Origin of the sequence: Anaeromicrobium sediminis (genome assembly GCF_002270055.1) — a bacterium.
GTDB classification, from domain to species: Bacteria; Bacillota; Clostridia; order Peptostreptococcales; family Thermotaleaceae; genus Anaeromicrobium; species Anaeromicrobium sediminis.
Genome location: NZ_NIBG01000003.1, coordinates 130,491 through 152,829 on the forward strand (window position 1 = coordinate 130,491; position 22,339 = coordinate 152,829).

A 22,339-nucleotide genomic window follows, 5' to 3' on the forward strand; every position below is an offset into this window, starting at 1 on the left:
TCCTCCTTACGGTATCGTTTTTTCATTTTTTACACTATACTCAACTCTCCGGCCTATCATATTAGCTACTACTATCTTTGCACCTTTAATATTTTTTAGTTGTTTGACAAGTTTGATTGATTATGTGTTTATTATATTTCATATAAGAATTATTGGAAGTACTTACTTTAAAGTTACTAGTTACCAAATGGCCACAGTAAACTTATGTAAATATTAAAAACAGAAGGTTTTATGATGAGTAAAAAAGAAAAAAACAGGTACTTTTAAGTAATTAGTTACTTAAAAGTACCTACTTTTCTTTTTTGTTATATAAATCTATAATGAATCTATTAGCAAACAGTTAAAATAAGTGCTTATAATTAAATTAATAATTGATGTGCCTATTCTATTAATATTAACCTTAGATATAATACTAACTTTGGAGGTGCATTATGGAAGATAGATCAAAAGGAATAATTCTCATTCTATTGTCTTCACTTTTTTTGCATTAATGGCTGCTACGGTTAAGTCATTAGCTAATATACCAGTTGTAGAAAAAATTTTTTTTAGGAATCTTTTAGGTATATTTATTGCAAGCTATATGCTTTTAAAAAAGAAACAATCTATTTTAGGAAATAATAAAAGATTTCTTATTCTACGAAGTGGCTTAGGATTAATGGGGATAGCTTGTTATTTCTACGCTTTATCTAAGATACCCCTTGCTGATGCAGTTATTTTAAACAAGATATCTCCTTTCTTTGTTGTTGTTATTTCTGCTATATTTTTAGGGGAGAAGATAAGAAAGGTTCAATCAATTGCTTTGATGTTATCCATATTAGGTGCAGGATTTGTCATAAAACCAGAGTTTAATATTTCTATGTTACCATCAATTATTGCTTTATTGTCAGCATTTTTCGCAGGCAGTGCTTACACTATTATTAGACATCTAAGACATACTGATTTACCAGAAACTATAATTTTATATGTTTCTTTCATCTCTACTGTAAGTATGCTACCATTTTTAGTACTTGGTCAATTTACTATACCTATAAGTACAGAAATATTAGGCTTGTTAGGTCTTTCAATATTTGCTACATCTGCACAGTTTTTAATGACCCATGCCTATAGATATGCTCCCGCTGGAGAATTGGCTATATATAGCTATTCAAATATAATATTTTCTACAATAATAGGTTTCATAATTCGGTCAGAAATTCCGGATGTATTAAGCATTGTAGGTGGAGGGTTAATATTTATAGGGGGCTTTATAAATTATTATTCAAATAAGAGAAATGAGTCCCAATGAGAAAACTATTTTTATCCTAGATTATATTTCTAACGAAGCTCTTCGGAGGCGTATGCATAGGGGGCTAAATAAAGGTGAAGCTATGAATGCTTTGGCCAGAGCAATTAAATTTATTAAAACATATTACCCACTTGGATGGGAACATATAAATCTTTCTAAATACAAAAAAAGCTACTAAAATTAGTAGCTTTTTTCTTTAAATGTCCAATTAAACTAGAAAATCCCTAATGGGGATTTTTTTGTTTTTAATAATATATATAATAAAACTGGAGAACCAGGTCCTAGAGGAAGATCTATTAAGAACCAAAGTATATGGGATAAAATGTATTAAATAATATCACATATACTTAAAATATAAATTTATATAAAGGAAATAAAGTATAGATTGGCGAAATGTGTTTGAAATAGAGTAGGAAAAAAATAATTGAGAGGTGTTACTTATGACAAATGAGGAATTTGAAAAATTTTTAGATAAATCATATGAAGAATTAGAAAATAAACAACAGAATTTATTTAATAATTACAACATAGGAACATATGAAAGTTATTGGTTTAATCAAAATTCTATGACTTTGCAGTTTAAGAACAATGGAAAAGTAGAACTAGAATTTAGAATCGTGTGCATTGGAACATGGGCCCACGAAAAGGATACTTGGATGTGGGGTTGGGCAAATGATAGCTTTACTAGTGATATAAGGCAAGATTCTGAAGAACTAAAAAAATTAAAAGAATTTACTGGATATGACGCATTTGAAATGGAAGCCTTTGAGTGTGATGAAAATACAGCCTATGAAATAACTGCCATAAGCGTAAATCATTTAAATGCCTTAGGCATGTATAAGATACCAGGAGAAAAAAGTCATTTATTTTTAGCATTAATGGAAAGATAATCATGAAAAAAGCACTCACATTTTAAGGAAGTATTTATAAAGTTGTTTATAAAACAATTTCTAATATGTTCTTTATTAATGGTAATCTTGATTATATTAACTGAAATGGGCATAAAAGAAGGCGCAGGTATAAGAGGATTAAGTGGTTACTTTTATATGGCAATAGGTTTAGCTTTTGGTAATAGCTTAGTTTTTGCACAAAAAGAGTATGAGAGAAATAAAGAAAAATGAATATATAATAAAAGCTACTAAAATTAGTAGCTTTTTTCTTTAAATGTTCAATTAAAGCACATAAAATCCTCACATTTAATTACTATAATATAGTTACAGGCAAGGGAAACAAAACAAAAATAAAATAAAAATAAAATAAAAAGAAAATTATTAAAGAGGAGAGATAAAAATGAAAAAATTAATAGGATTAGCTTTAATAGGAACAATGTTACTTTCAACAGGAGCTGCATTTGCAGATAATACAGAATACATAAAGAGAGAAGGAACTAAACAAAGACCAGGAATAGTAAAGGAATTTGATAAGGAAAAGGCTGTAGAGAGAATTGAAAAATTACAAGAAGAAGGAAAGATAACAGCAGAACAAGCTAAAGAGATGATGGATAGAGTAGATGAAAGAGAATATCTTGGTGACATGAGAGATTTATCGATGGAAGAGAAAATTGATAAAGTTAAAGACCTAGTAGATGAAGGTAAGATAGATGAAGATAGATATGATGATATTGTAAAGAGAATAGAGCAAAGGGAAGAATTAAAAGGATTAAAAGATCTATCTAAAGAAGAAAGACAAGAAAAAATTCAAGAGCTAATAGACGAAGGTAAATTAGATGAAGACTTTGTAAAGAGATTCAAAGAAGGTCGTAAAGATCATGGAAAAAGACCTGGAGTATTTGGAGAAGATTTCAGAGAGTTATCTAAAGAAGAGAAAATAGAAAAAATCAATGATTTAGTAGAAGAAGGTAAGTTAGAACAAGAAAAAGCAGAAAAGATGATTCAAGCTATAGAAGAAGGAAAGACATTTGAAAGAGGAGCTAAAGGAGAAAGAGGCGCAAGAAGAGCTCAATAATAAAATGATTAATTAAACTAGAAAATCCCAAATAGGGATTTTTTAGTTTTTCATAATATATATAATAAAAATTATAGATGTAGGCATGATATAGAATATTAAAATGAATCACATTATAGTACTAAAGTACTATGTATGATTTATAAGTATATTTTTGTAAATAATATATGGTAATATATGTATGGATGAATACAACCAAGTACACAGGGGGAGACAAAATGGGGTTACTGGAAAAGTTCTTTGGTAAAAGGAAGAAAAGAGTTAAAGAAAGTGAAAAAGTAATAGAAGATAGCCAACCTGCCATATCCTTAATATTTAATGAATTACCTATAATAGATAGTGAAGTTGTAGGTAAAAGAATAGAAGAAATAGAATCATTAAAGGGTTCTGTTCACATTACACTAGATAAGGAACTAAATGATGGAGAGAATATATTATCCGTTATAGAATTTGATGATCATAAAATTAAGCTAGTAGGATTTAATGGACCATTACCAAGTAATACAATTAATCATACAGTAAATTGCTCATACTGGAAACCGGATGAAAAGGAAGTTATGAGGAATCATAAAGCACATATAATATGCTACTACCATGGTAAAAATTCAGATCCTATAGAAAAATATATAGCCTTATATAAGGTAGCTTATGCCTTTATGGAAAATGGTTTGATAGGGTTAATTAATGAAGATGCTTGGACTTGCAATCTAGCTTATGTTATTGATGATTTAATGAATGAAGGCATGTTAGAAGAATGTAGAAATGTACCACCATTATTGCTATGGACTAACCTAGTTAAGATGCCAACAGAATCGGGCACATGGATGTTTACAAAGGGTAATCATATCTTTGGTGTAAATGATTTTGCATATAAAGGAGATATGTCAAAGGCGTCAGAAGTAAACGAAATATTTAATAACATATTCTATTATATATATGAGAACAAGGTTAATGTGGAAGTAGGACATACACTACAAATAAAAGAGGATGTTTACCTGAAATTTGAAAAGGTTACTGAGGAAAAAGAATATATAGAGGGACCATTAGGAACTTTAGTCATAGAAAGGATAAATCCTAATGATATAAATTCATATTAAATATTAGAGCAAGCTTTATAGAGCTTGCTTTTTCTGTTATCATTATTCTTAATAAGGAAAATGTAAAAATTTTGAAGAATATAAGGCTATAGTATAGGTCGATAAAATAATATTTATATTATGACCAATCACAATAATATAAAAAATGGGGTGATAAATATGAAACTTGAACTAATAAGACCTAATATGGAAATGAAAGAAGAATATTATGATTACATTAATGAGTGGCAAAAAAGTGGTGAAGATATGATTCCTTACTCTGTAGAACCATTGGATATGGATTATGAAGGATGGCTAGATTATACATATAAAATAGAGAATAAGGATACTTGCCCATCCCATCTAGTGACCGCACATACATACTTCCTAGTTTCAGAAGATAAAAGAATTATAGGAGCAATAAATATTAGACATTATTTAAATGATTATTTATTTAACTTTGGTGGACATATTGGTTACGGAATTCGTACATCAGAGAGAAAAAAAGGTTATGCATCATTAATGTTATCCTTAGGCTTAGCCATATCAAAGGACCTTGGAATAGATAAAGTATTAATATGTTGTGATAAGAATAATATAGGTTCTGCCAAAACAATTATGAATAATGGTGGAGTTTTAGAAAATGAAGTTCATAAAGATGGAGAAATAATTCAAAGATATTGGATTGAACTTTAATATATAAACATAAGGGGATTAACATATGAAGACAAAAGAATTTTACGTAGTAAATAGTTTTGCAAAAAAATCATTTGAAGGTAACCCAGCGGCCATATTTGTGGAAGGTAATGAAATAGATGAAAAAAAAATGCAGGCAATTGCCCGCCAAATGAATTTAGTAGAGACTGTATTTATTATGGAACCAGATAATAAAAAGGAATATGATTTTGAACTAAGATACTTTACTCCTATTAAAGAAGTACCCATAGCAGGACATCCTACTGTTGCCGCATTTATTGCCCTTGAAGCTTCAGGGAAGATACATATTTCTAATAAATCTAATTACATAATTAAAACAAAGGCAGGCTTACAAGAGATAAAAGTACATAAAGATAATGACGAAACTATAGTTATGATGGAATCATCAAAACCAGTCTTTTACCAAGAGATTATAGATAGACATGAAGTTGCACAAGTACTTGGTGTAAATGTGGATGATTTCATTGAAGACTTACCCATTGAGCCAGTTCATACAGGACTGGGACATATAGTAGTTCCTGTAAAGTCAATGGATGCCTTAATGAAAGTAAAAAGAAATATTAACGAGTTAAAAGAACTTTGTAGTAGAGTAAATATGAGTGAAGCACAAGTATTTACCTTTGAAACCTATGATGGAAAATCCAATATACATACAAGAAACATATGCCCACGAAATGGAATAGAAGACCCAGGCTGTGGAATAGGTAATTCAGCAGTAAGTGCATATATATTAAAAAATAAATATCCCAACGAAAGAGAAATAAGGTTAAAAGCAGAACAGGGTACAATCGTAAATATGCCTTGCGTAATTGAAACATGTACTACTAGGGAGGAAGGTAATAATATGAGAGTCTTAGTAGGGGGAACAGGGAGAGTTATGATAAAAGGGGAATGTAATATTGAATAAATAAAGATAAAATTAGCTACTAGGAGTCCTAGTAGTATTTTTTTATTTAAAAACACAAAATGAATGCCAGCTTACGTTAGGATAAACGAGAAATGAATTTCCATAAAAATACAAAAATAGTATAATTAGAAAGAAGGATTATGATGAATATTGAAGAGGGAAACAGCCATATTATTTGTAATATATTCAGCAGGTCTTATATTAGGAGAAGTTATTATATTAAAAGTTGATGATATAGATAGCAAGAGGATGATGATTCATATAAAACAGGCAAAGGGGAGAAAGTATAGGTATACCGTATTATCAGATACAGCACTTAAAATCCTTAGGCAATATGCAAAGGAATATAGACCAAAGGACTGGCTTTTTCCAGGTGGAAATGAAGGCGAACATCTCCATGATAGGTCAGTTCAGAAGATATTTAAAAGAGCATGTGAGAAAGCCAAGATAAAGAAGAATGCAACTGTTCATATATTAAGGCATTCATTTGCTACACATCTGCTAGAAGGCGGTACAGATCTCAGATGTGCAATTTTAGAAAGAGGATATATGTGTATTGCTAGTTGCTCGTCAGGGTCCGGAGATCCTTTTTTTATACCAATAAACCAGGGCGATAATCCACCTGTTTTTAGAGTTTTCCATGATTTTGGAGAAGATACTGATTTGATTCTTAAAGAAGGTATGTCATTGGTAGCAGAAAAATTATCAGATTTTTTTAGAAACGCAATAGTTTAATGGATTATGATTTTAATATATATTGAATAGTCATTATATAACAATGTATTGTGGTCATCATATAAAGAATATATATGACGGCCACAATACGAGTACGTTACACAACATGCTTTTAATAGGTACTGTTGGTTAAAAGAAGGAAGTGAGGATATATGGAAAACAACATTTTTGTGTTTACAATGAGTAGATTTAACCACATAGATTTTAATAGAAAACATATAGATGTAGATGATATAAAGGAGATAAAAAAGGAATATAAGAATTATGAAAAATCTATGTATTATAATGATGTTACAAATATATTAGAAGATATTGAAAATGCAATTCTGAATTTTAAAGGTGAGAAAAGATATTATGAAATTAATAAATTATGTGGTAATGCTAAACAAATGGTAAAGTATCAAATAAACTGTAAGATAGATAATTTTAGTAAAAAAATACAACAGACTAATATCTCTGACTATTATATCTATAAAATAGATTCAGAGAACTTACATATTGTAGGGAGTTTTGATTTATCTTATTACTATGAAGTTGAAATAGTACTTCATGGTGTTGAATTTATATCATGCCCCACATATACCTCATTTGATTTTATAAAAATAATCGGAACAAATGATAATATTAAAGAGTTACCAGACTTCATAAAAAATAATGAAGATAAAAGTATAATATTTTTTATGGAAGATGAATTTTCACAATGTAAAAATTTTATAGTAGCTAGTGACATAAGTTTTAAATGGGGATTGAAGCATTGGAATAAATAAAGTGAATAAAATATGTTCACTTAGCTAATGGGTAGTACATCGTGTAATATGCTATATTGCGACAGTTCACAAAAGCCATGTGAACTGTCGCAATATAGCAAGACCGTTATATGAAAGAATGGTTGGATTTGGATTAAGGTAGTCCTTTGAAGAATTTAAAGCTGAGAGGAGCAATTTTTAATGATTAGTCATATACACATACTGGGAGCTTCTGGTTCAGGAACCACTACATTAGGTGGGGAATTATCCAAATGATTAGGCTATGTTCAGAAACTTCTAAAGGAACAGTTGGACAAATAGGGTCAATGGATACTCACTGATTGGAGAGATATGTTCATTCCTTATTTTGATTTAGTAATATACTTGTGGATACCACAAGATATTTGGAGATGTTTTAAAAGAGAATTTAACAAAGGGGTCAAAATTATCAGTAGTATCAGCTTATTTTACAATACATAATTTCAAGTATAGAAGCATTCGGGAGGAGTAAGCAAATGATATCCACTACAATGGCAAAAATTATTAATATTTTACCGGATAAATTTGTCACATACATATCTAAAAAAGTTGTTGATAAATACCTAAAAAAATATGCCAATATAAACATAGAGGGAAGTGAAAACTTAAAGGGAATAAAAACACCAACTATTTTTATATGTAATCATTTAAGCAATTCTGATGGATTAGTTTTAGACAAGGCTTTAAAAGAGATTGATCCAACTTTTGTAGCAGGTGTAAAGCTGTCAAATAGTGCTGTTACAAGTATAGGGGTTAATGTAATAAAGACTACAAATATAAAACCTAATACTGCTGATAAAAAGGGTCTTAAGAAAATTATTAAGCTCGTTAAGCAAGGGGAAAGTTTATTGATTTTCCCAGAAGGAACTAGAAGTAGAGTTGGTAGTTTGATAGAAGCAAAGAAAGGAATCCTTCTTATAGCAAGAATGACAGGAACACCTATTGTACCTATTGGATTATACGGGACAGAAAAACTGTTACCTATAAATAAAGAAGGAGATATGAGTGCGGAAACCTTTAATTATACAGATGTTCATATTAACATTGGAAAACAATTTGAATTTCCCAAGAGAGCAAAAGAGCAAGATAAAAAAGAATATGAAGATTTTGCCACAAAATATATAATGAAGAAAATAGCAGAATTATTACCTGAGAATTATAGAGGAGTATATAAATAAGTAGACTGAAAACAGGCTGGATAATATTCCTTGTCGGGTATTAAGATTAGAAGGATTACATGAGCTAGAATATAAAGTTAACGAAATAATTAAGGGGATTAGGAATTAAAATCTGGGGACTTCTTTAGGGTGACCATCCATTCCATCGCATAACAAAATGTTTACGTTCGTTCCTAAGCAGTATTCCTTAAAGGTCGCCCTCACACATTCCCCGGCTAACCGAGTCGATAGCACTTGAACCTAAGATAGGAGCTATCTAAGATTCAAGCACTACCTGTAACGCTGGCAAACATCGTAAACAAGGACCGTTATATGTAATTTTGATAAACAGAGAGACCGTTCATAGTTTTTAAGAGCATTTGTATTATATGTAATTGTAAAAAAGTGTGAACTTAATAATATTAAAAAGCTATATAGGAGAGAATTTTTATGATTAATGGAATTTTCAAAGATACAATGGCAAATATGAAGTGGACTGAAATAAAAAACTTAGCTGATAAAAATGCACTTGTCTTGTTACCGTTAGGAGTCATTGAAGAGCATGGCCCACAATTATGTTTAGGAACAGATATTTATACTGCTCATATTTATTGCCTCGCTATAAAAGAAAAGCTTGAAGAAAAGGGACATAAAGTTGTAATTGCCCCACCTTTTTATTGGGGTGTTTGCCAATCGACAGGTGGGTTTGTAGGTTCTTTCCAAATACGAAAAGAGACCGCGAAAGCATTGATTTCAGATATTTTATTATCACTGTCAGAGTTTGGTTTCAATAATGTTTTTGGTGTTAATGCACATGGAGATATTGAGCATAACATAGCAATAATAGAAGCTTTCAGGGAAGCTTATGAGAAATTGCATATAAACGCTTGTTATGCTTTTGATGAGTGGAGGTTTCCACACTTTGGACTAAAGTTGGAGGAATCCTATTTATGCCCAATAAAACCACAAACAATTAATGTAAGCAAGACAGAAATTCCTGATGTGCACGGTGGCGATATTGAAACAGCTATGATATATGAGTTCTACCCAACTCTGGTTGATGTTGAAAAAGCAAAATCTTTACCTCCGGTTACCTTAGATGACAACAATGGTGGAGATTGGTTGTTTGGTGGTCACATAAAAGAACTTTCTTCCCAAGGTTATTTAGGTTCTCCTGCCGATTTTGAATATGTTGATGTTCAAAAAAATGTTGATGATTATGCTTATAGAATATCTGAAGCAATACTAAGACGAATAGTAAAAGCATAATACTAAGTTAAGCTAGTTCCTAAAGTTCTTATATTGTGAAAATAGTCAAAAGATAACCTAAGCAGATATTATTCAAGGTGTAGTGGTTGAAACTACATATAATAGAAAAATTTCCATCCAGCTTAGCTTTAGAAGATAGCCAAGCTACACCTGAGACACTAAGCCAAGTCTGGCTAAGTGTCTCGGCGTCGGAAATTCGAAGCGTTATGCGAAAATTCAGATGAAGATAGAAATAAACATATGTAAAAGAAAGGGGAGTATGATGAACTATTTATATTCATCATACAAGTAAATTATGAGAGTAATCGAAGTCGTTCCTTATGATTCAAAATGGGAAAAAGAATTCAAAAAAGCAAAGGAATTTTATTCAAAAATTCTTAAAGAACTGAACGTTGAAATTGAACATGTTGGTAGTACTTCTGTTGAAGGGCTACAGGCTAAACCAATATTAGATATTGATATCATTGTACAAACACAAAAAGAATCCCATAGAGTAATAAAAGCGCTCGAAGAAGTAGGATATGAGCATATAGGTAATATGGGAATTGAAGGAAGAGACGCATTCCTATATGACAAAGGTAATCCTCAATTAACATGGATACAGCACAATTTATACGTATGTATTAAAGGTAGTGAAAGTCTAAATAATCATCTTCTACTAAGAAATCATTTGAAAAAGAATAAGGAAGCTGTAGAGAAATATGGAGCGTTGAAGAAGGAACTAGCCAAACGATATCCAAATGATATTGACTCGTACGTAGAAGGTAAAAGTGAGTTAATAGCATCATTTTTGCATGCAGAAGGAATGAGTAAAGAGGCATTGTTACGCATTGAAAATGCAAACAAGAAAGAATAGATTGAGTGTTATTTAGGAGCCTGAAACACGCCTGTATCATCGTATAACAAACTATTTGCATACATTCCACTAGAAAGATATGGAATGTCACAATATAGCTAAAACGTTAAGTGAAATAGTCTATATAGTAGGTAAAAAGAAGTATAAGAAAAATTGATAAATATAAACAACAGGAGATGATAGAGTATGGCAACAGGTGTATTTAGGATAGAAGATAAGGATTTAAAAGAATGCGCTAAGTTATATGTTAGTGTATTTAATGCAGAACCATGGAATGATAAGTGGGCTATTGAAACAGCATACAATAGGCTACATGATATATATGTATCACCTAAATCTGTTGGAATTAAATATATGGAAGAAAACGTTATAAAAGGTGTAGCTTTTGGAAACTGTGAGCAGTGGTATGAAGGAATGCATTTTAATTTAAAAGAAATGTATGTGATTAATGAATTACAAGGGAAGGGAATAGGTAGTAAGATACTAAAAGTATTAGAAGAAAGAGTAAAAGAGTTTGGAGTAAACACTCTTATTTTATTTACAGAAAAAGATTGTAGTACAGATAAATTTTATAGAAAAAATGGATTTAGTGGACTTGATTTCATGTCAATGATGGAAAAAGACATATGATTAAAGCAGAGCTGAGATTTTGATTATTATATACATATAGTTATTAATGTATTGAAAGAGACAACATCACTTAACACTGTATTGTCTTTATACTACAAAAAGAGTGTAGTATAAAGACAATACTAGAAACGTTAGTGGCCATACTAAAGAAGGGATAAAACAATGAGAAAAATAATTAGAGCAAAAAATAAAAAGCTAATGGTAGCAATAATATTTTTTATATGTTTTTATTTATATTTATCTAATAACTGGATTGAAAATACTAGATATAATATTTCGTCAGATAAGATAGATACACCCATAAAAATAGTCCATTTGTCAGATCTTCATGGAAAGCAGTTTGGGAAAGGAAATAAAAAACTTATTAAAAATATTATGAAAGAGAGCCCAGCAATAATTGTTTTTACAGGTGATCTTATAGATGCGGATAGAAATACGAATATTAAAGAAAGTGCACAATTTTTAGAACAATTATCACAATTTGCTCCTGTATACTACATAAGAGGTAATCATGAGTATAACTCAAGTAAATATCAAGAGTTAATGAATTATCTTCATGAGATACACGGTCGTTTTTATATTCTTGATGGAGATTATCAGAAGATTAAATTAAAAGGTTATACTTTCAATATTCTAGGATTGGATCGAAATAAAAAAGGTGTTATGGAGAAGTTTTTAGCGGAAAAAGGGTACAGAATTATACTTAATCATTATTCGGAAAACTTCTTAGAGAATGAAAATCTTAGTAGGTTTGATGTAGATTTAGTATTAACTGGGCATGCTCATGGGGGGCAGTGGAGATTACCTATTATTGGTGGTGTGTATTCTCCAGGACAAGGATTTGATCCAAAATATTATGAAGGGATACACGAAGGAAATGGGAGTATACAAGTAATTAGTAGAGGATTAGGGAATAGTATATTTCCTTTTAGAATTTTTAATAGACCAGAAGTCATTACTATTATAATTGAATAAAAATACAACATATAAAAAATGCAAATTTACAGTTTGTAAAAGAATATAGGGGAGAGCATTATCGTACGGCATCTAATATAGATTTTCCATCATCCTACTAAAACTATGTAGGACCACGGAGATTCTAGGGACGTTAGACAACACATTAATATAATTAAACTATGTATAAAGATTGTATTTTTACCTTTTGGAGGATTTTTATGTGAAAAATAATATGAGAAAAATCGTCATAACTATAGCAATAATAACTATATGCTATGTTACTTATATTTCAATTGATATATATTTATATGGAAATAATAATGAAGTTTTGAAAGTGGATGCTGCTATAGTATTGGGGGCTGGAATTTGGGGAGATAAACCATCACCTGTTTTCGAAGAAAGAATTAAACATGGAATTTGGTTATACAAGAATGAGTATGTTGATAAGCTAATTTTCACTGGTGGAAAGGGAGAAAGCAAGAAAAAATCGGAATCAGGCGTAGCAAGAGATTACGCAATAGAAAAGTTCGTACCTAGTAAGGATATCTTAGTAGAAGAAAAATCAAAAATTACACAAGAAAATATTTTCTATGCTACTAAAATTGCAGAAGATAATGAAATTTTTACTGTTATCATTGTTAGTGATCCGTTGCATATGCGAAGAGCTATGCTAATGGCAAAAGATTATGGATTAAAAGCCTATTCGTCACCTACACCCACAAGCAAATACATAACTATAAAGAGTAAACTATTGTTTTTAGCAAGAGAAGTTTTCTTTTATATTGGATATAAAATTTACAGGTTATTTTAGGATTTCGTAAGGGCGTGAACATATAGTTATACAGTCAAGCTTGGATTAAAATATATTCATATACGTTGTTTAACATAGATTTTCCATCATTCTACTAAAACTATGTAGGACGACAGAGATTCTAAGAATGTTATAAAATTTTATTTATATTTTAAGTTTTGTGCAAAATCGTTAAGGGGGAGCTTTGTTGAAAAAGTTATTTTGTGTTTTAATTATCTTTATTTTAATATTTTGTAGCGTAAGTGAAGTATTGGCTGGCGATATTTTATTTCGTTTAACCCATGGAGATCAAGATGCTCTTGTTATTGGGAAGATAACTGACCATAAAAGAAGTAAATATACTGTTGAAGTGATACATGTTGTAAGTGGAGAACTTAATAAAAAAACAATAACAATAATTTCAGATTTTAAATATAGATTTTTAGAAATTGAGCCTAATATTGAAGATTATTGTGTACTGTCTTTAGATAAGAGTATATGGAGTTATAAAATAAAATGGGGTTCCTACAAAGTAAATTCAGATAATTATAAAACTTTAAAGTTTATAAAGACAGGACTTTCTGATGGTGCAAAAGCAGATTTAACAGCATTTGAGTGGTATATAAATAGTGGTGGAAAAGAAAAGGATTTTTATTTTGAAGGGACTAAAGTATATTTAAGACAAAAAAATGGTGAGTCAATAATTATATATCCAGTCGAAGATGAAAAAATTAATTCTATTAATATAGAAGACATATCCAATGAAGAGAGACAGATTGAACAAAAGACGGATTATACTTACATCATAGTAATTATAGTGCTCGTAGTAAATATTTTAATTGCTTTAAAAAAAGACAATGGCAGGGAAAAATGACTCTGTCTAACATACATTTACTCACATCCTAGAAAGGAACATGTAGGACATTGGTAAATATGTGTTAGACAACATATTTTATATTGAGGAGGAACTATGAGTTATACTAAATTTTTAGAATCAGTAATTGATAAGCAGTTTAAATTCGATGATTCAAAATATATTATGTATACAAAAGAGAAACAGATTTTAGAAGTTGAAAGTATAAGTGACAATGCGAAATATATATCAATGGTGGATTATGAAAATATGATTTTTGAATCGGCTAGAGATGTCATAAGTAAATTTTCCAAAACATCTGATAATAATAATGTTTATGGAATATTTTTGTTTATTGATATTGAAGGAAGTTGTAATGGATTAACATTTTGTAATTTAGATTACTACAAAAAAAGAGTAATGGAAGTATATCCTAATTTAGATAAAAATGATGAATATTCAATAATAGGAGTCAAATATAATGAGGGCGATTCTAAGTTTAGATATTATGGAGAGGATTTTAATAATGAGGATTTATTAGAAGCATCAAATGCATATTATGCTATTAGTAATGAACATCCAATAACAAATGTGACAAAGGATATCGTTTTTGATAAGAATCTATTTGAATCTAGATTAGTAACGGTAGGTATAAATGTTGTTGAAAAACTAAAGGGGTATTTAGGTGATATTGATACAACAGAGGATTTTATTATTGCCGTTAGTTTACATGATATACCCAATTCTACAATTATGAAATTATTAGAAAAGAGCAATCCAATTGAATTATTGAAAAAGAAATTTATTGAATTTAAAGACATTGGTTAAATGTGAATAAATTGTACGTTAGTTGACATTGCGTATTAGTTTAACATTGAGAAGTAAGGATTCTTATATAACATTTATTATATTTTAATCATAAGGGGGAAAGATGTTGAATCAAATACATAACGAAGTAAAAAAACTCTTTGAAAATATTACGAAACATAGCAATTCAGATGTTGCGCGTAAAATAGCTTTTGGGATGGATTTACCATTTTCTCCAACAAAAAATGATAAAAATGAATGGGTAAAATATATATCTTCTGAGCTTGAAAAACAATTTGATGAACAAACCATAAAGAGCATTAGGTTGGGTTGTTATTGTACTGAAAATGGGAAATTAGACGAATCTAAAGAATTTATTAAAAATATTTATGATACTTCTGTTTCCATGGTAGATTTTGTTGATAAAATGAATGAGTATAAAGTAGGATGGTACATAAAAGATGGATATTTATTTACAAAATATTTTTCATGTCCATGTCCCATGCTTGAAAGTGTTGACGTCTTACCTACAAAAACTTGGTGTTATTGCACAGTTGGATATAACAAGAAGATTTTTGAATATGTTTTTGATTGCGAAGTTGACATTGAATTATTAGAGAGTATTAAAATGGGAAATACTCAATGTTTAATGAAAATTATCCCACTTATCCCCAAAATTATATCAAATGATAATAAGGTATGATTGTGTTAATTAGCAACATTAATATATTGGGTAATAAAAATAAATAAATTTATGGGCATTGATAGTTTCTGTACTCGACATCATCTAATAGCGTGTTTCCGATATTCACTCTTAGACCCAAATATGATAAATCATGAAAGGAGCAAAAATTATGGATACTTCTAAAATAAGTAGCGCTTTCAATATATTTCATGATGGAATAATATCTTCAATAGAAAAGCAGCAGAATGATATTATATTCAGTGTGCACATCCCTTATTTAGCAGAAATAATCAACTCAAGATATAAGTATTTTCATTTGAAGCTTATTAATTGTTTGGAGTTCTTTTTTAGGATATGGAGAGAAGAGAATAAAGAATTTAATATAAATGAGATATGTAAATTGGAACTAGAAATAAGTAGCGCAGAAAACAATGAACAGTATGTTGTAATAAAATGTCTTGTTAATAATCCAGATTTAGTCGGAGGAGATTTGTGTATTGAACTACAAGATTTATATATCTATGATGAGAAGGGTATTCAAATATCTATTGAAAAATTGGAGAATATATCTAAGAAATACTGGGATGAATTTTGAATTAATTTTGTATTTTAAGAAGGCAATGCCTTCGTCTAACAAGCTATTTTCTAATAGTCCATAAAAATATATAGATCGTCGAAAAATAGCCAAAACGTTATATGTAATTTTAGTTAAACCGAGCGATAGCTTAAAAGTTTTAGATTTAGTTTTATTGAAAGTAACTGTATTAAAGATTATTTATATTATCTGAAGATAGAAAACGGAGGATGCACTATGTTAACAGATGGAAAAATTATAGAATGTGAAGTTGAATATTCAAAATGCTTTTCAGAGTTTTGTGAGAATGAAAATATAATTAGATATCGTGATAATCAATTGAATGATATGTATTATCACAATTATACATATATAAAGAAACCAATTAGTGAGATCGAGTTGAAACATATTATACAAGATGAAATTTCATTACGGTTGTCCGAAAAAAACAATTTTTGTAACGTTATTTTAAATGGTATTGTCAACTGTTCTGAGCTGTCTACTCTTAAATACAAGCCTGAAATATCAACAAATGGGTATTATCTTTTTGATGTTTCGTATTTTTCAAGGCTAAATGTTATAGATGGCTGCATAATAAAGAAAGTAGATCACCAAGAAATGGTAGATGATATTTTATTTTGTGACTTGCAGCATGATGAGAAAAGACTTGGAAAAGATTTTTGTAAAAAGAGATGTTACAGACGCGGCAAAGTATATGTTTCTAACAAGGGAGTCAATTCTTATGTTTGTTATCATAACGGAGATATAATCGGGAATTGCGATTTGTTTATAAATAATGGTGTTGCGAAAATCGAAGATTTTGCTGTTATCCCCACATATCAGCGAAAAGGATACGGAACAACTATTCTGAAATCAATAATTGATATAGCAATAAAAGAGAATTCCCATACTATTTATCTAGTTACCGATGAGGATGATACTGCAAAAGAAATGTATGAAAAAATTGGGTTCAATAAAATAGGTGAAAGAACCGATTTATTTTTCCAACTATAACGAACTCATTGAAAATAAAACTACATATAACAAAGCACTCCAGTTCACTTTCGTATACTTTCGTATACTTCGAAAGCATCTGGAGTGCAAGACGTTATATGTAATACTTTTCTAGATATATACAAAGTAAAAATGTTATTATTTTATATAGTCAAAGAAGAAAGGATGAGATTGAATGAGTGCAGCTGTGAAAGAATTAATAGGATTTGATGAGCTAAGCAAGATCGATATACGTGTAGGAACAATAGAGTTAGTAGAAAATGTTAATAAATCAAATAAGTTAGTCAAACTACAAGTCAACTTTGGAAGCTTTATGCGTCAAATTTTAGTAGGAATGCAAGGTGAACGTGAAAATACTCAGGAGATAGTAGGAAAACAGGCATTGTTTATTGTGAACCTAGCACCAAAGAAAATGGCAGGAGAAATCTCAGAAGGAATGCTATTTGATATTGGTTATGAAGATGGAATTACGCCAGTTTTGGCTCAACCAGAAAAGCCAGTTCCCAATGGGACAAGAGCAGGTTAAGTAAGTAGTTATCTGAGATAAATAAGGAAATAGTGTAATTATCTCTACTAAAAACATTGATTGAATAAAACAGAAAACACAACATATAACACAGTAATTCTCAAAATGTATTGTATCAGGGCTTCTCTTGGAAGAGGTGAAATAATAAAAAATTTTGCATATAACTATCAAGGTTAAAATACATTGATAAATGAACCCCTGACAGATTTCCAAATTTTTACAAATATATAAAATATTGGGGTTTGTATAAAATTTATGTTTAATAAGTTAAGCACAATATTTTATATAGACCCCAATTTTATTAATGTATAGTTTTGTTTTAAAATATCTTTAACTCATATACTCCTTTAACTTTTCGTTATAACTACTTATTAACTCATAAGTAGTTTTTTCGTCTATAGGGCCTTTTGATGTATCAGTTTCAAATAGCCTTTTTGGCAGCTTAACTTTAGTAATATCAAAATCAAGCATTTTCTTTATTCTTAATTTAGTCTTATATATACTATCAGAAATATGATCTAGGTCATCATTTGTAAGATTATAACCTATAGAATTTAATGCAAGTAGTATAGTTTCCCTATCATATACTTTTCTTGCGAATAAGCAGATTACTAGAGAGTTGAGAATACATCTTTCTCTTTCTTCATTAAATATATATTCGATTAATTTTTCCTTATCAAACTCCGTAGTGGATTGATCTATAGAATAACCCCCATTACATAAATGAGAGTGCCTAGAACCAACTGTATGACCAACTGCTGAACCATAACCTGTATGGTATCCAGGGGTCTCGTTACCAGCAAACTGTACCGCATATTCTTCTCCACCATATACTTTACTTGCAGTAAGACAACCTTTAGCGAGTGTTTTATAAAACTCATTATAATTCATACCCATATACTCTAGGGCTTTTATATAATTTTCAACATTGCCAAATTCTAAAGGTAGCATAGTTTCATTGTTAGTAATTAATCCATTAGAATAAGCTTCAGTAGCCCATCCTAAAACAACACCAGCTGAAATAGCATCAAACCCCAGTTGCTCTACTTTTTCAATTAACTCTATTAAGTCTTCAGTTGTACCTACACCTATGTAACTACCTAATGCAAATATTAATTCATAGTCATAAGCAACACTTATAGCCTCATAATCATAACCATCATCAAATTGTTTCCTATATTGACCTATATGTATACATCCTACAGGACAAGATGTACAAGCAACTTTTCTTATTAAGTTTTTTTCAGCAAACTTCTCACCTGAGATTTCTTCAGCATGTTCAAATCTATTATCCTTAAGATTTCTAGTAAGTAGAGAACCTTTTTCATTCATAGTTAGCACATTAACTGATGTTCCTAGATCGTGATATTTTCCCATTATATCTGTATTTGTAACCTTTTTATAAATAGTTTGATATGCTTTAAAATATTCTTTATTGTTTTCAATATCAATACTTTTATCACCTATAGATACTATTGATTTTAAATTTTTACTGCCCATACAAGCACCAAGGCCAAGCCGACCAAAATGCCTATAAGTATCAACACAAACACAAGCGAAACTAGAAAGATTCTCACCTGCAGGACCTATTCTTAAAATACTTCTTTTACCTTCGCCAGATTCTCTTTCCCTAATGATTCTTCCAGTATCACTAGTAGATAAACCCCATATGGGTCTCGCGTCTTTAAATTCTACATCGTTACTTTTAATAGTTATATAAGATGGTCTTCTACATTTACCAGTAATAACAACCGCATCATATCCAGCAAATAGTAAAGTTATAGCCATTCTACCTCCAGCATAACTTTCCCCCAGGTCTCTAGTTAATGGAGAATAAAACATTGCAACAGTTTTTGTTATTACAGGAAATATGGAAGAACAAGCACCAATAGCAAAAATTATAGGCTGATCTTCATGTAATGGTTCTAAATCTGGTTTAATATTTTCTTCAAGTAGCTTAGAAGCAATGCCTACACCACCTAAATATTCTTGTAAGTCTTCTCTTAAATCTATTCTAATCTTTTCTTTACTTAAGTCTATGTATAAGACTCTTTTATAATCTTTATATATCATCCTCTACCTCCTCCATTCTTAAACATTCATGGGGGCAAAAGTTAGGACAAACACCACAATGTTTGCATATTATAGGTTTTTGTGATTCAGTATCAAAGAAAACAGCTCCTACAATACATGCAGATACACATTTTCCACAACCTATACATTTATCCTTATTTAATAAAACTCCTCCACCGACTCTTTTTTCTAAAGCCCCAGAAGGACAAGCTTCTTCGCACGCTCTTTCGTCTTTACAAGCAACACAAACTGTGGCAGTAAACCTTCCCCTTATACCACCACTAGTTTTAACCATTATTCTACTTTTTTCTAAAGAATGACTTTTATAATTAACAGCAGAACAAGATAACATACAGGAATAACAACCTATACATTTATTCATTCCATCTGCTCTTAGAACCTTTGCCACTAATATCACCTCACATAGCATTAAATAATATTATGTTGCCCAAATTACCAAATTATACATATTAATAAAATAATTAAAGATAAAATTAAATACTAGGAGTATGAGCAGCTAATTTTTATTAAAAAGCATTAGTCGTTTTCCATAAAATTACAAATATAGTATAATTACAAATAAATATTATGAGATTAAAATATAGATGAGATAAAAAGAAATATATTATTACGTTTAAATAAAACATTGAAAGGAAGTGAACTCCTAATGAGAACTAAACGAATTAACTCCTCAGTACAGTTGAAATAATCTGTGAGCAGATTGTGCTGAGGTTAAATGTATTTGCTTGCAGTCTCGACTGTACTAATTTTTAATGCACATTAAAAATTGAAAGGAGTACAGTTATGAAACACTGTTTAGATATTTTAAAAAAGAAGAAATTATTGAGTGCCGTTTATATATTATTAGGAGTAGTAGTGGCTTTGTTGAATGCCTTTAGTGCCAGCTATTTTCAAAAGGTATTAGATGCTTTTGGAGATAATACCCTTTCCATGAGGACAATATGTATTTATGGATTTGTTTTAATACTCATATGTGGCCTTGAGTATTTTGATGAATATCCAAGTTGCAAGCTGTCTCAAAGTATATATTTAGAGTTTAAGTTAAAGGCATTGAGAAAAATAAGTACCATAGACTATAGGTGTTATCAATCATTAGGAACAGGTAAGCTAGTTCAAAAAATAGAAAATGGAGCTAATGCAGGTAAGAGCATATTATTTGATTTTTACTTTCAATTATTTAGTCAACTGATTCCAAATATAGTTTTCAGTTTGATTTTTATTGCTAATATTGACAAGACTATTATGGTTTATCTTGGAATGGGCTATATACTTGTTTTTGTGGTAACCAATATCTTACTGAAATATTTATATGAAATTAAAGCGCATATTTTAAATAATGAGGAAATCTTTAATAAATATTTAGTTCGTGGCTTTATGGAATTGATTGTATTTAGAACTAACAAAAGATTTGACCATGAGATAGGGCAAACAACCAATATATCTGAAGAAATTGTAAAATCAAAGACTAAAATGAAGTTGATTCACGAAGCATTTTTCGCTATTTTTGAATTATTTATTATACTAATTAAAGTGATTATTGTCTTTATTAGTTGGAAAAACAATAGATTATCAGTAGGGTCTGTAGTTGCGTTAATTACTTTGATAGATAGGGCATATTCGCCAATTGCTATATTTAATGTATTGTTCGTACAATATAAATTAGATAAGAGTGCATTTAGGAGATATACAGATTTATTGGATATGTCAGATGATGTTAGATTGAATTCTGGAAAGATAGTAAATTCTATAGAGGGGAATATCTATTTTAAGAACGTATGCTTTTCCTATGAGGAGAAGACCATCTTTAAGGATTTATCCTTTCATATTCCTGCTGGGAGTTTGGTTGCATTTGTTGGAGAAAGTGGTTCAGGAAAATCAACAATTGTTAAGCAAATCATGGGTTTGATTAAGCCAGATGCAGGAAGTATTCATGTTGATAGAAATGATTTGTCAGAGCTTAACTTAAATCATTTTTATAATTACATTTCCTATACTTCTCAGGAATCCCCTATTTTTGATGGAACATTACGAGAGAATATTGTTTTTGATAAGGATATTTCCGATGATACAATTATTGAAGTATTAGAACGTGTTGGACTCACATCATTTTATTCTGATCTACCAAAAGGAATTGATACAGAAGTTGGCGAAAGAGGTGTTATGCTTTCGGGAGGAGAACGTCAAAGATTGGCATTAGCTCGAGTAATCTTTGGAGATGCAAAGATTGTTATATTGGATGAAGCTACTTCAGCAATGGATAATGTTACAGAAGAATTGGTAATGAAAAATATGATGAAATTCTTAAGAAATAAAACAATCATCATTATTGCTCATCGTCTGAATACAATAAAAAATGTTGATAAAATCTATGTGTTCAAAGATGGTGAAATTGTTGGATCAGGTGGTTTTAAGGAACTCTTAGACCATAACCAATATTTCAGGCAGTTATGGAATACCATAATGAAAAATTAGAAATAGATTTATTTTTGAGGGTATTAGAAACAAAGATACATTTTTTTATGCATTAATATTGCATTATTAGTAAGTCATGAAAAAGAAGTAAGTTATGTAGCAATAATAGGATTCGCATCACTTATTATGTTTGCTGGGATATTAATATCAATAATAGTAGCACTAACTGAAGGAGAGGCTCTTGA

At 29.9% G+C, this 22,339-nt stretch carries 25 protein-coding genes; 23 read left to right on the forward strand and 2 right to left on the reverse strand.

The genetic code is table 11. From position 1 onward, the window contains the following. Window positions 1-490: 490 nt before the first annotated feature. The 22 genes from CCE28_RS05275 (at window position 491) to CCE28_RS05380 (ending at window position 17,588) form a co-directional block, all read left to right on the forward strand. Window positions 491-1,285, forward strand: coding sequence for a DMT family transporter (locus CCE28_RS05275; RefSeq protein ID WP_242972908.1), 795 nt, complete (start codon window positions 491-493; stop codon window positions 1,283-1,285). Continuing rightward, window positions 1,272-1,463, forward strand: a complete 192-nt coding sequence (locus CCE28_RS22985) for a Tn3 family transposase (protein ID WP_141228317.1) — start codon at window positions 1,272-1,274, stop codon at window positions 1,461-1,463. The genes CCE28_RS05275 and CCE28_RS22985 overlap by 14 nt, the downstream gene beginning before the upstream one ends. A 262-nt stretch (window positions 1,464-1,725) precedes the next feature. Continuing rightward, on the forward strand, window positions 1,726-2,175 hold the full coding sequence (locus CCE28_RS05285; protein WP_095131702.1) for a DUF6882 domain-containing protein: 450 nt from the start codon (window positions 1,726-1,728) through the stop codon (window positions 2,173-2,175). A 42-nt stretch (window positions 2,176-2,217) separates the two neighbouring features. After that, window positions 2,218-2,406 (forward strand): hypothetical protein, encoded by a 189-nt coding sequence (locus CCE28_RS05290; RefSeq protein ID WP_095131704.1) that lies wholly within the window; start codon window positions 2,218-2,220, stop codon window positions 2,404-2,406. A gap of 169 nt (window positions 2,407-2,575) precedes the next feature. Then, window positions 2,576-3,250 carry a hypothetical protein gene (locus CCE28_RS05295; RefSeq protein ID WP_095131706.1) on the forward strand — a complete coding sequence of 225 codons (675 nt, stop codon included), beginning with the start codon at window positions 2,576-2,578 and terminating at the stop codon, window positions 3,248-3,250. A 218-nt stretch (window positions 3,251-3,468) separates the two neighbouring features. Beyond that, window positions 3,469-4,347: a DUF4261 domain-containing protein gene (locus tag CCE28_RS05300; protein ID WP_176461670.1), complete on the forward strand. Its 879-nt coding sequence runs from the start codon at window positions 3,469-3,471 to the stop codon at window positions 4,345-4,347. A 159-nt stretch (window positions 4,348-4,506) separates the two neighbouring features. After that, window positions 4,507-5,022, forward strand: a complete 516-nt coding sequence (locus CCE28_RS05305; protein WP_095131711.1) for a GNAT family N-acetyltransferase — start codon at window positions 4,507-4,509, stop codon at window positions 5,020-5,022. Window positions 5,023-5,047: 25 nt separating this feature from the next. Further along, the gene (locus tag CCE28_RS05310; protein WP_095131713.1) at window positions 5,048-5,950 is read left to right on the forward strand and encodes a PhzF family phenazine biosynthesis protein; all 903 of its coding nucleotides are present in this window, start codon (window positions 5,048-5,050) and stop codon (window positions 5,948-5,950) included. A gap of 150 nt (window positions 5,951-6,100) precedes the next feature. Further along, complete coding sequence (locus CCE28_RS05315) at window positions 6,101-6,685, forward strand: tyrosine-type recombinase/integrase (RefSeq protein ID WP_242972909.1); 585 nt, start codon at window positions 6,101-6,103, stop codon at window positions 6,683-6,685. A 152-nt stretch (window positions 6,686-6,837) separates the two neighbouring features. After that, window positions 6,838-7,452, forward strand: coding sequence for a hypothetical protein (locus CCE28_RS05320; protein ID WP_095131717.1), 615 nt, complete (start codon window positions 6,838-6,840; stop codon window positions 7,450-7,452). A gap of 494 nt (window positions 7,453-7,946) precedes the next feature. Then, window positions 7,947-8,648, forward strand: a complete 702-nt coding sequence (locus tag CCE28_RS05325) for a lysophospholipid acyltransferase family protein (protein WP_095131719.1) — start codon at window positions 7,947-7,949, stop codon at window positions 8,646-8,648. A 429-nt stretch (window positions 8,649-9,077) separates the two neighbouring features. Beyond that, entirely contained in the window at window positions 9,078-9,896 is an 819-nt protein-coding gene (locus tag CCE28_RS05330; protein WP_095131721.1) for a creatininase family protein, read from the forward strand. A gap of 295 nt (window positions 9,897-10,191) precedes the next feature. Then, complete coding sequence (locus tag CCE28_RS05335) at window positions 10,192-10,752, forward strand: GrpB family protein (RefSeq protein ID WP_095131723.1); 561 nt, start codon at window positions 10,192-10,194, stop codon at window positions 10,750-10,752. Between the two features lie 186 nt (window positions 10,753-10,938). Then, window positions 10,939-11,382 carry a GNAT family N-acetyltransferase gene (locus CCE28_RS05340; protein ID WP_095131725.1) on the forward strand — a complete coding sequence of 148 codons (444 nt, stop codon included), beginning with the start codon at window positions 10,939-10,941 and terminating at the stop codon, window positions 11,380-11,382. 162 nt (window positions 11,383-11,544) lie between these two features. Further along, complete coding sequence (locus CCE28_RS05345; RefSeq protein WP_095131727.1) at window positions 11,545-12,357, forward strand: metallophosphoesterase; 813 nt, start codon at window positions 11,545-11,547, stop codon at window positions 12,355-12,357. A gap of 202 nt (window positions 12,358-12,559) precedes the next feature. Next, complete coding sequence (locus CCE28_RS05350) at window positions 12,560-13,150, forward strand: YdcF family protein (RefSeq protein WP_207652856.1); 591 nt, start codon at window positions 12,560-12,562, stop codon at window positions 13,148-13,150. A 187-nt stretch (window positions 13,151-13,337) separates the two neighbouring features. Next, the gene (locus tag CCE28_RS05355; RefSeq protein ID WP_095131729.1) at window positions 13,338-14,003 is read left to right on the forward strand and encodes a hypothetical protein; all 666 of its coding nucleotides are present in this window, start codon (window positions 13,338-13,340) and stop codon (window positions 14,001-14,003) included. Window positions 14,004-14,099: 96 nt separating this feature from the next. Next, a complete protein-coding gene (locus CCE28_RS05360) occupies window positions 14,100-14,810 on the forward strand; it encodes a hypothetical protein (RefSeq protein ID WP_095131731.1) in 711 nt (236 codons plus the stop codon). A 106-nt stretch (window positions 14,811-14,916) separates the two neighbouring features. Next, window positions 14,917-15,492 carry a DUF6144 family protein gene (locus CCE28_RS05365; RefSeq protein WP_330396820.1) on the forward strand — a complete coding sequence of 192 codons (576 nt, stop codon included), beginning with the start codon at window positions 14,917-14,919 and terminating at the stop codon, window positions 15,490-15,492. 151 nt (window positions 15,493-15,643) lie between these two features. Further along, window positions 15,644-16,069, forward strand: coding sequence for a hypothetical protein (locus CCE28_RS05370; protein WP_095131735.1), 426 nt, complete (start codon window positions 15,644-15,646; stop codon window positions 16,067-16,069). Window positions 16,070-16,285: 216 nt separating this feature from the next. Further along, complete coding sequence (locus CCE28_RS05375) at window positions 16,286-17,062, forward strand: GNAT family N-acetyltransferase (protein ID WP_095131737.1); 777 nt, start codon at window positions 16,286-16,288, stop codon at window positions 17,060-17,062. Window positions 17,063-17,237: 175 nt separating this feature from the next. Continuing rightward, window positions 17,238-17,588 carry a tRNA-binding protein gene (locus CCE28_RS05380; RefSeq protein ID WP_095131739.1) on the forward strand — a complete coding sequence of 117 codons (351 nt, stop codon included), beginning with the start codon at window positions 17,238-17,240 and terminating at the stop codon, window positions 17,586-17,588. Window positions 17,589-17,918: 330 nt separating this feature from the next. Here the strand turns inward: CCE28_RS05380 and CCE28_RS05385 are convergent, their stop codons facing one another. Further along, a complete protein-coding gene (locus tag CCE28_RS05385; RefSeq protein ID WP_095131741.1) occupies window positions 17,919-19,661 on the reverse strand; it encodes an aldehyde ferredoxin oxidoreductase N-terminal domain-containing protein in 1,743 nt (580 codons plus the stop codon). Further along, the gene (locus CCE28_RS05390; protein ID WP_176461671.1) at window positions 19,651-20,070 is read right to left on the reverse strand and encodes a 4Fe-4S binding protein; all 420 of its coding nucleotides are present in this window, start codon (window positions 20,068-20,070) and stop codon (window positions 19,651-19,653) included. Before CCE28_RS05390 ends, CCE28_RS05385 begins: the two co-directional genes overlap by 11 nt. 395 nt (window positions 20,071-20,465) lie before the next feature. On the opposite strand from CCE28_RS05390, the gene CCE28_RS05395 reads away from it, so the two are divergent. Further along, window positions 20,466-22,154 carry an ABC transporter ATP-binding protein gene (locus CCE28_RS05395; protein WP_095131745.1) on the forward strand — a complete coding sequence of 563 codons (1,689 nt, stop codon included), beginning with the start codon at window positions 20,466-20,468 and terminating at the stop codon, window positions 22,152-22,154. Window positions 22,155-22,339: the final 185 nt, after the last annotated feature.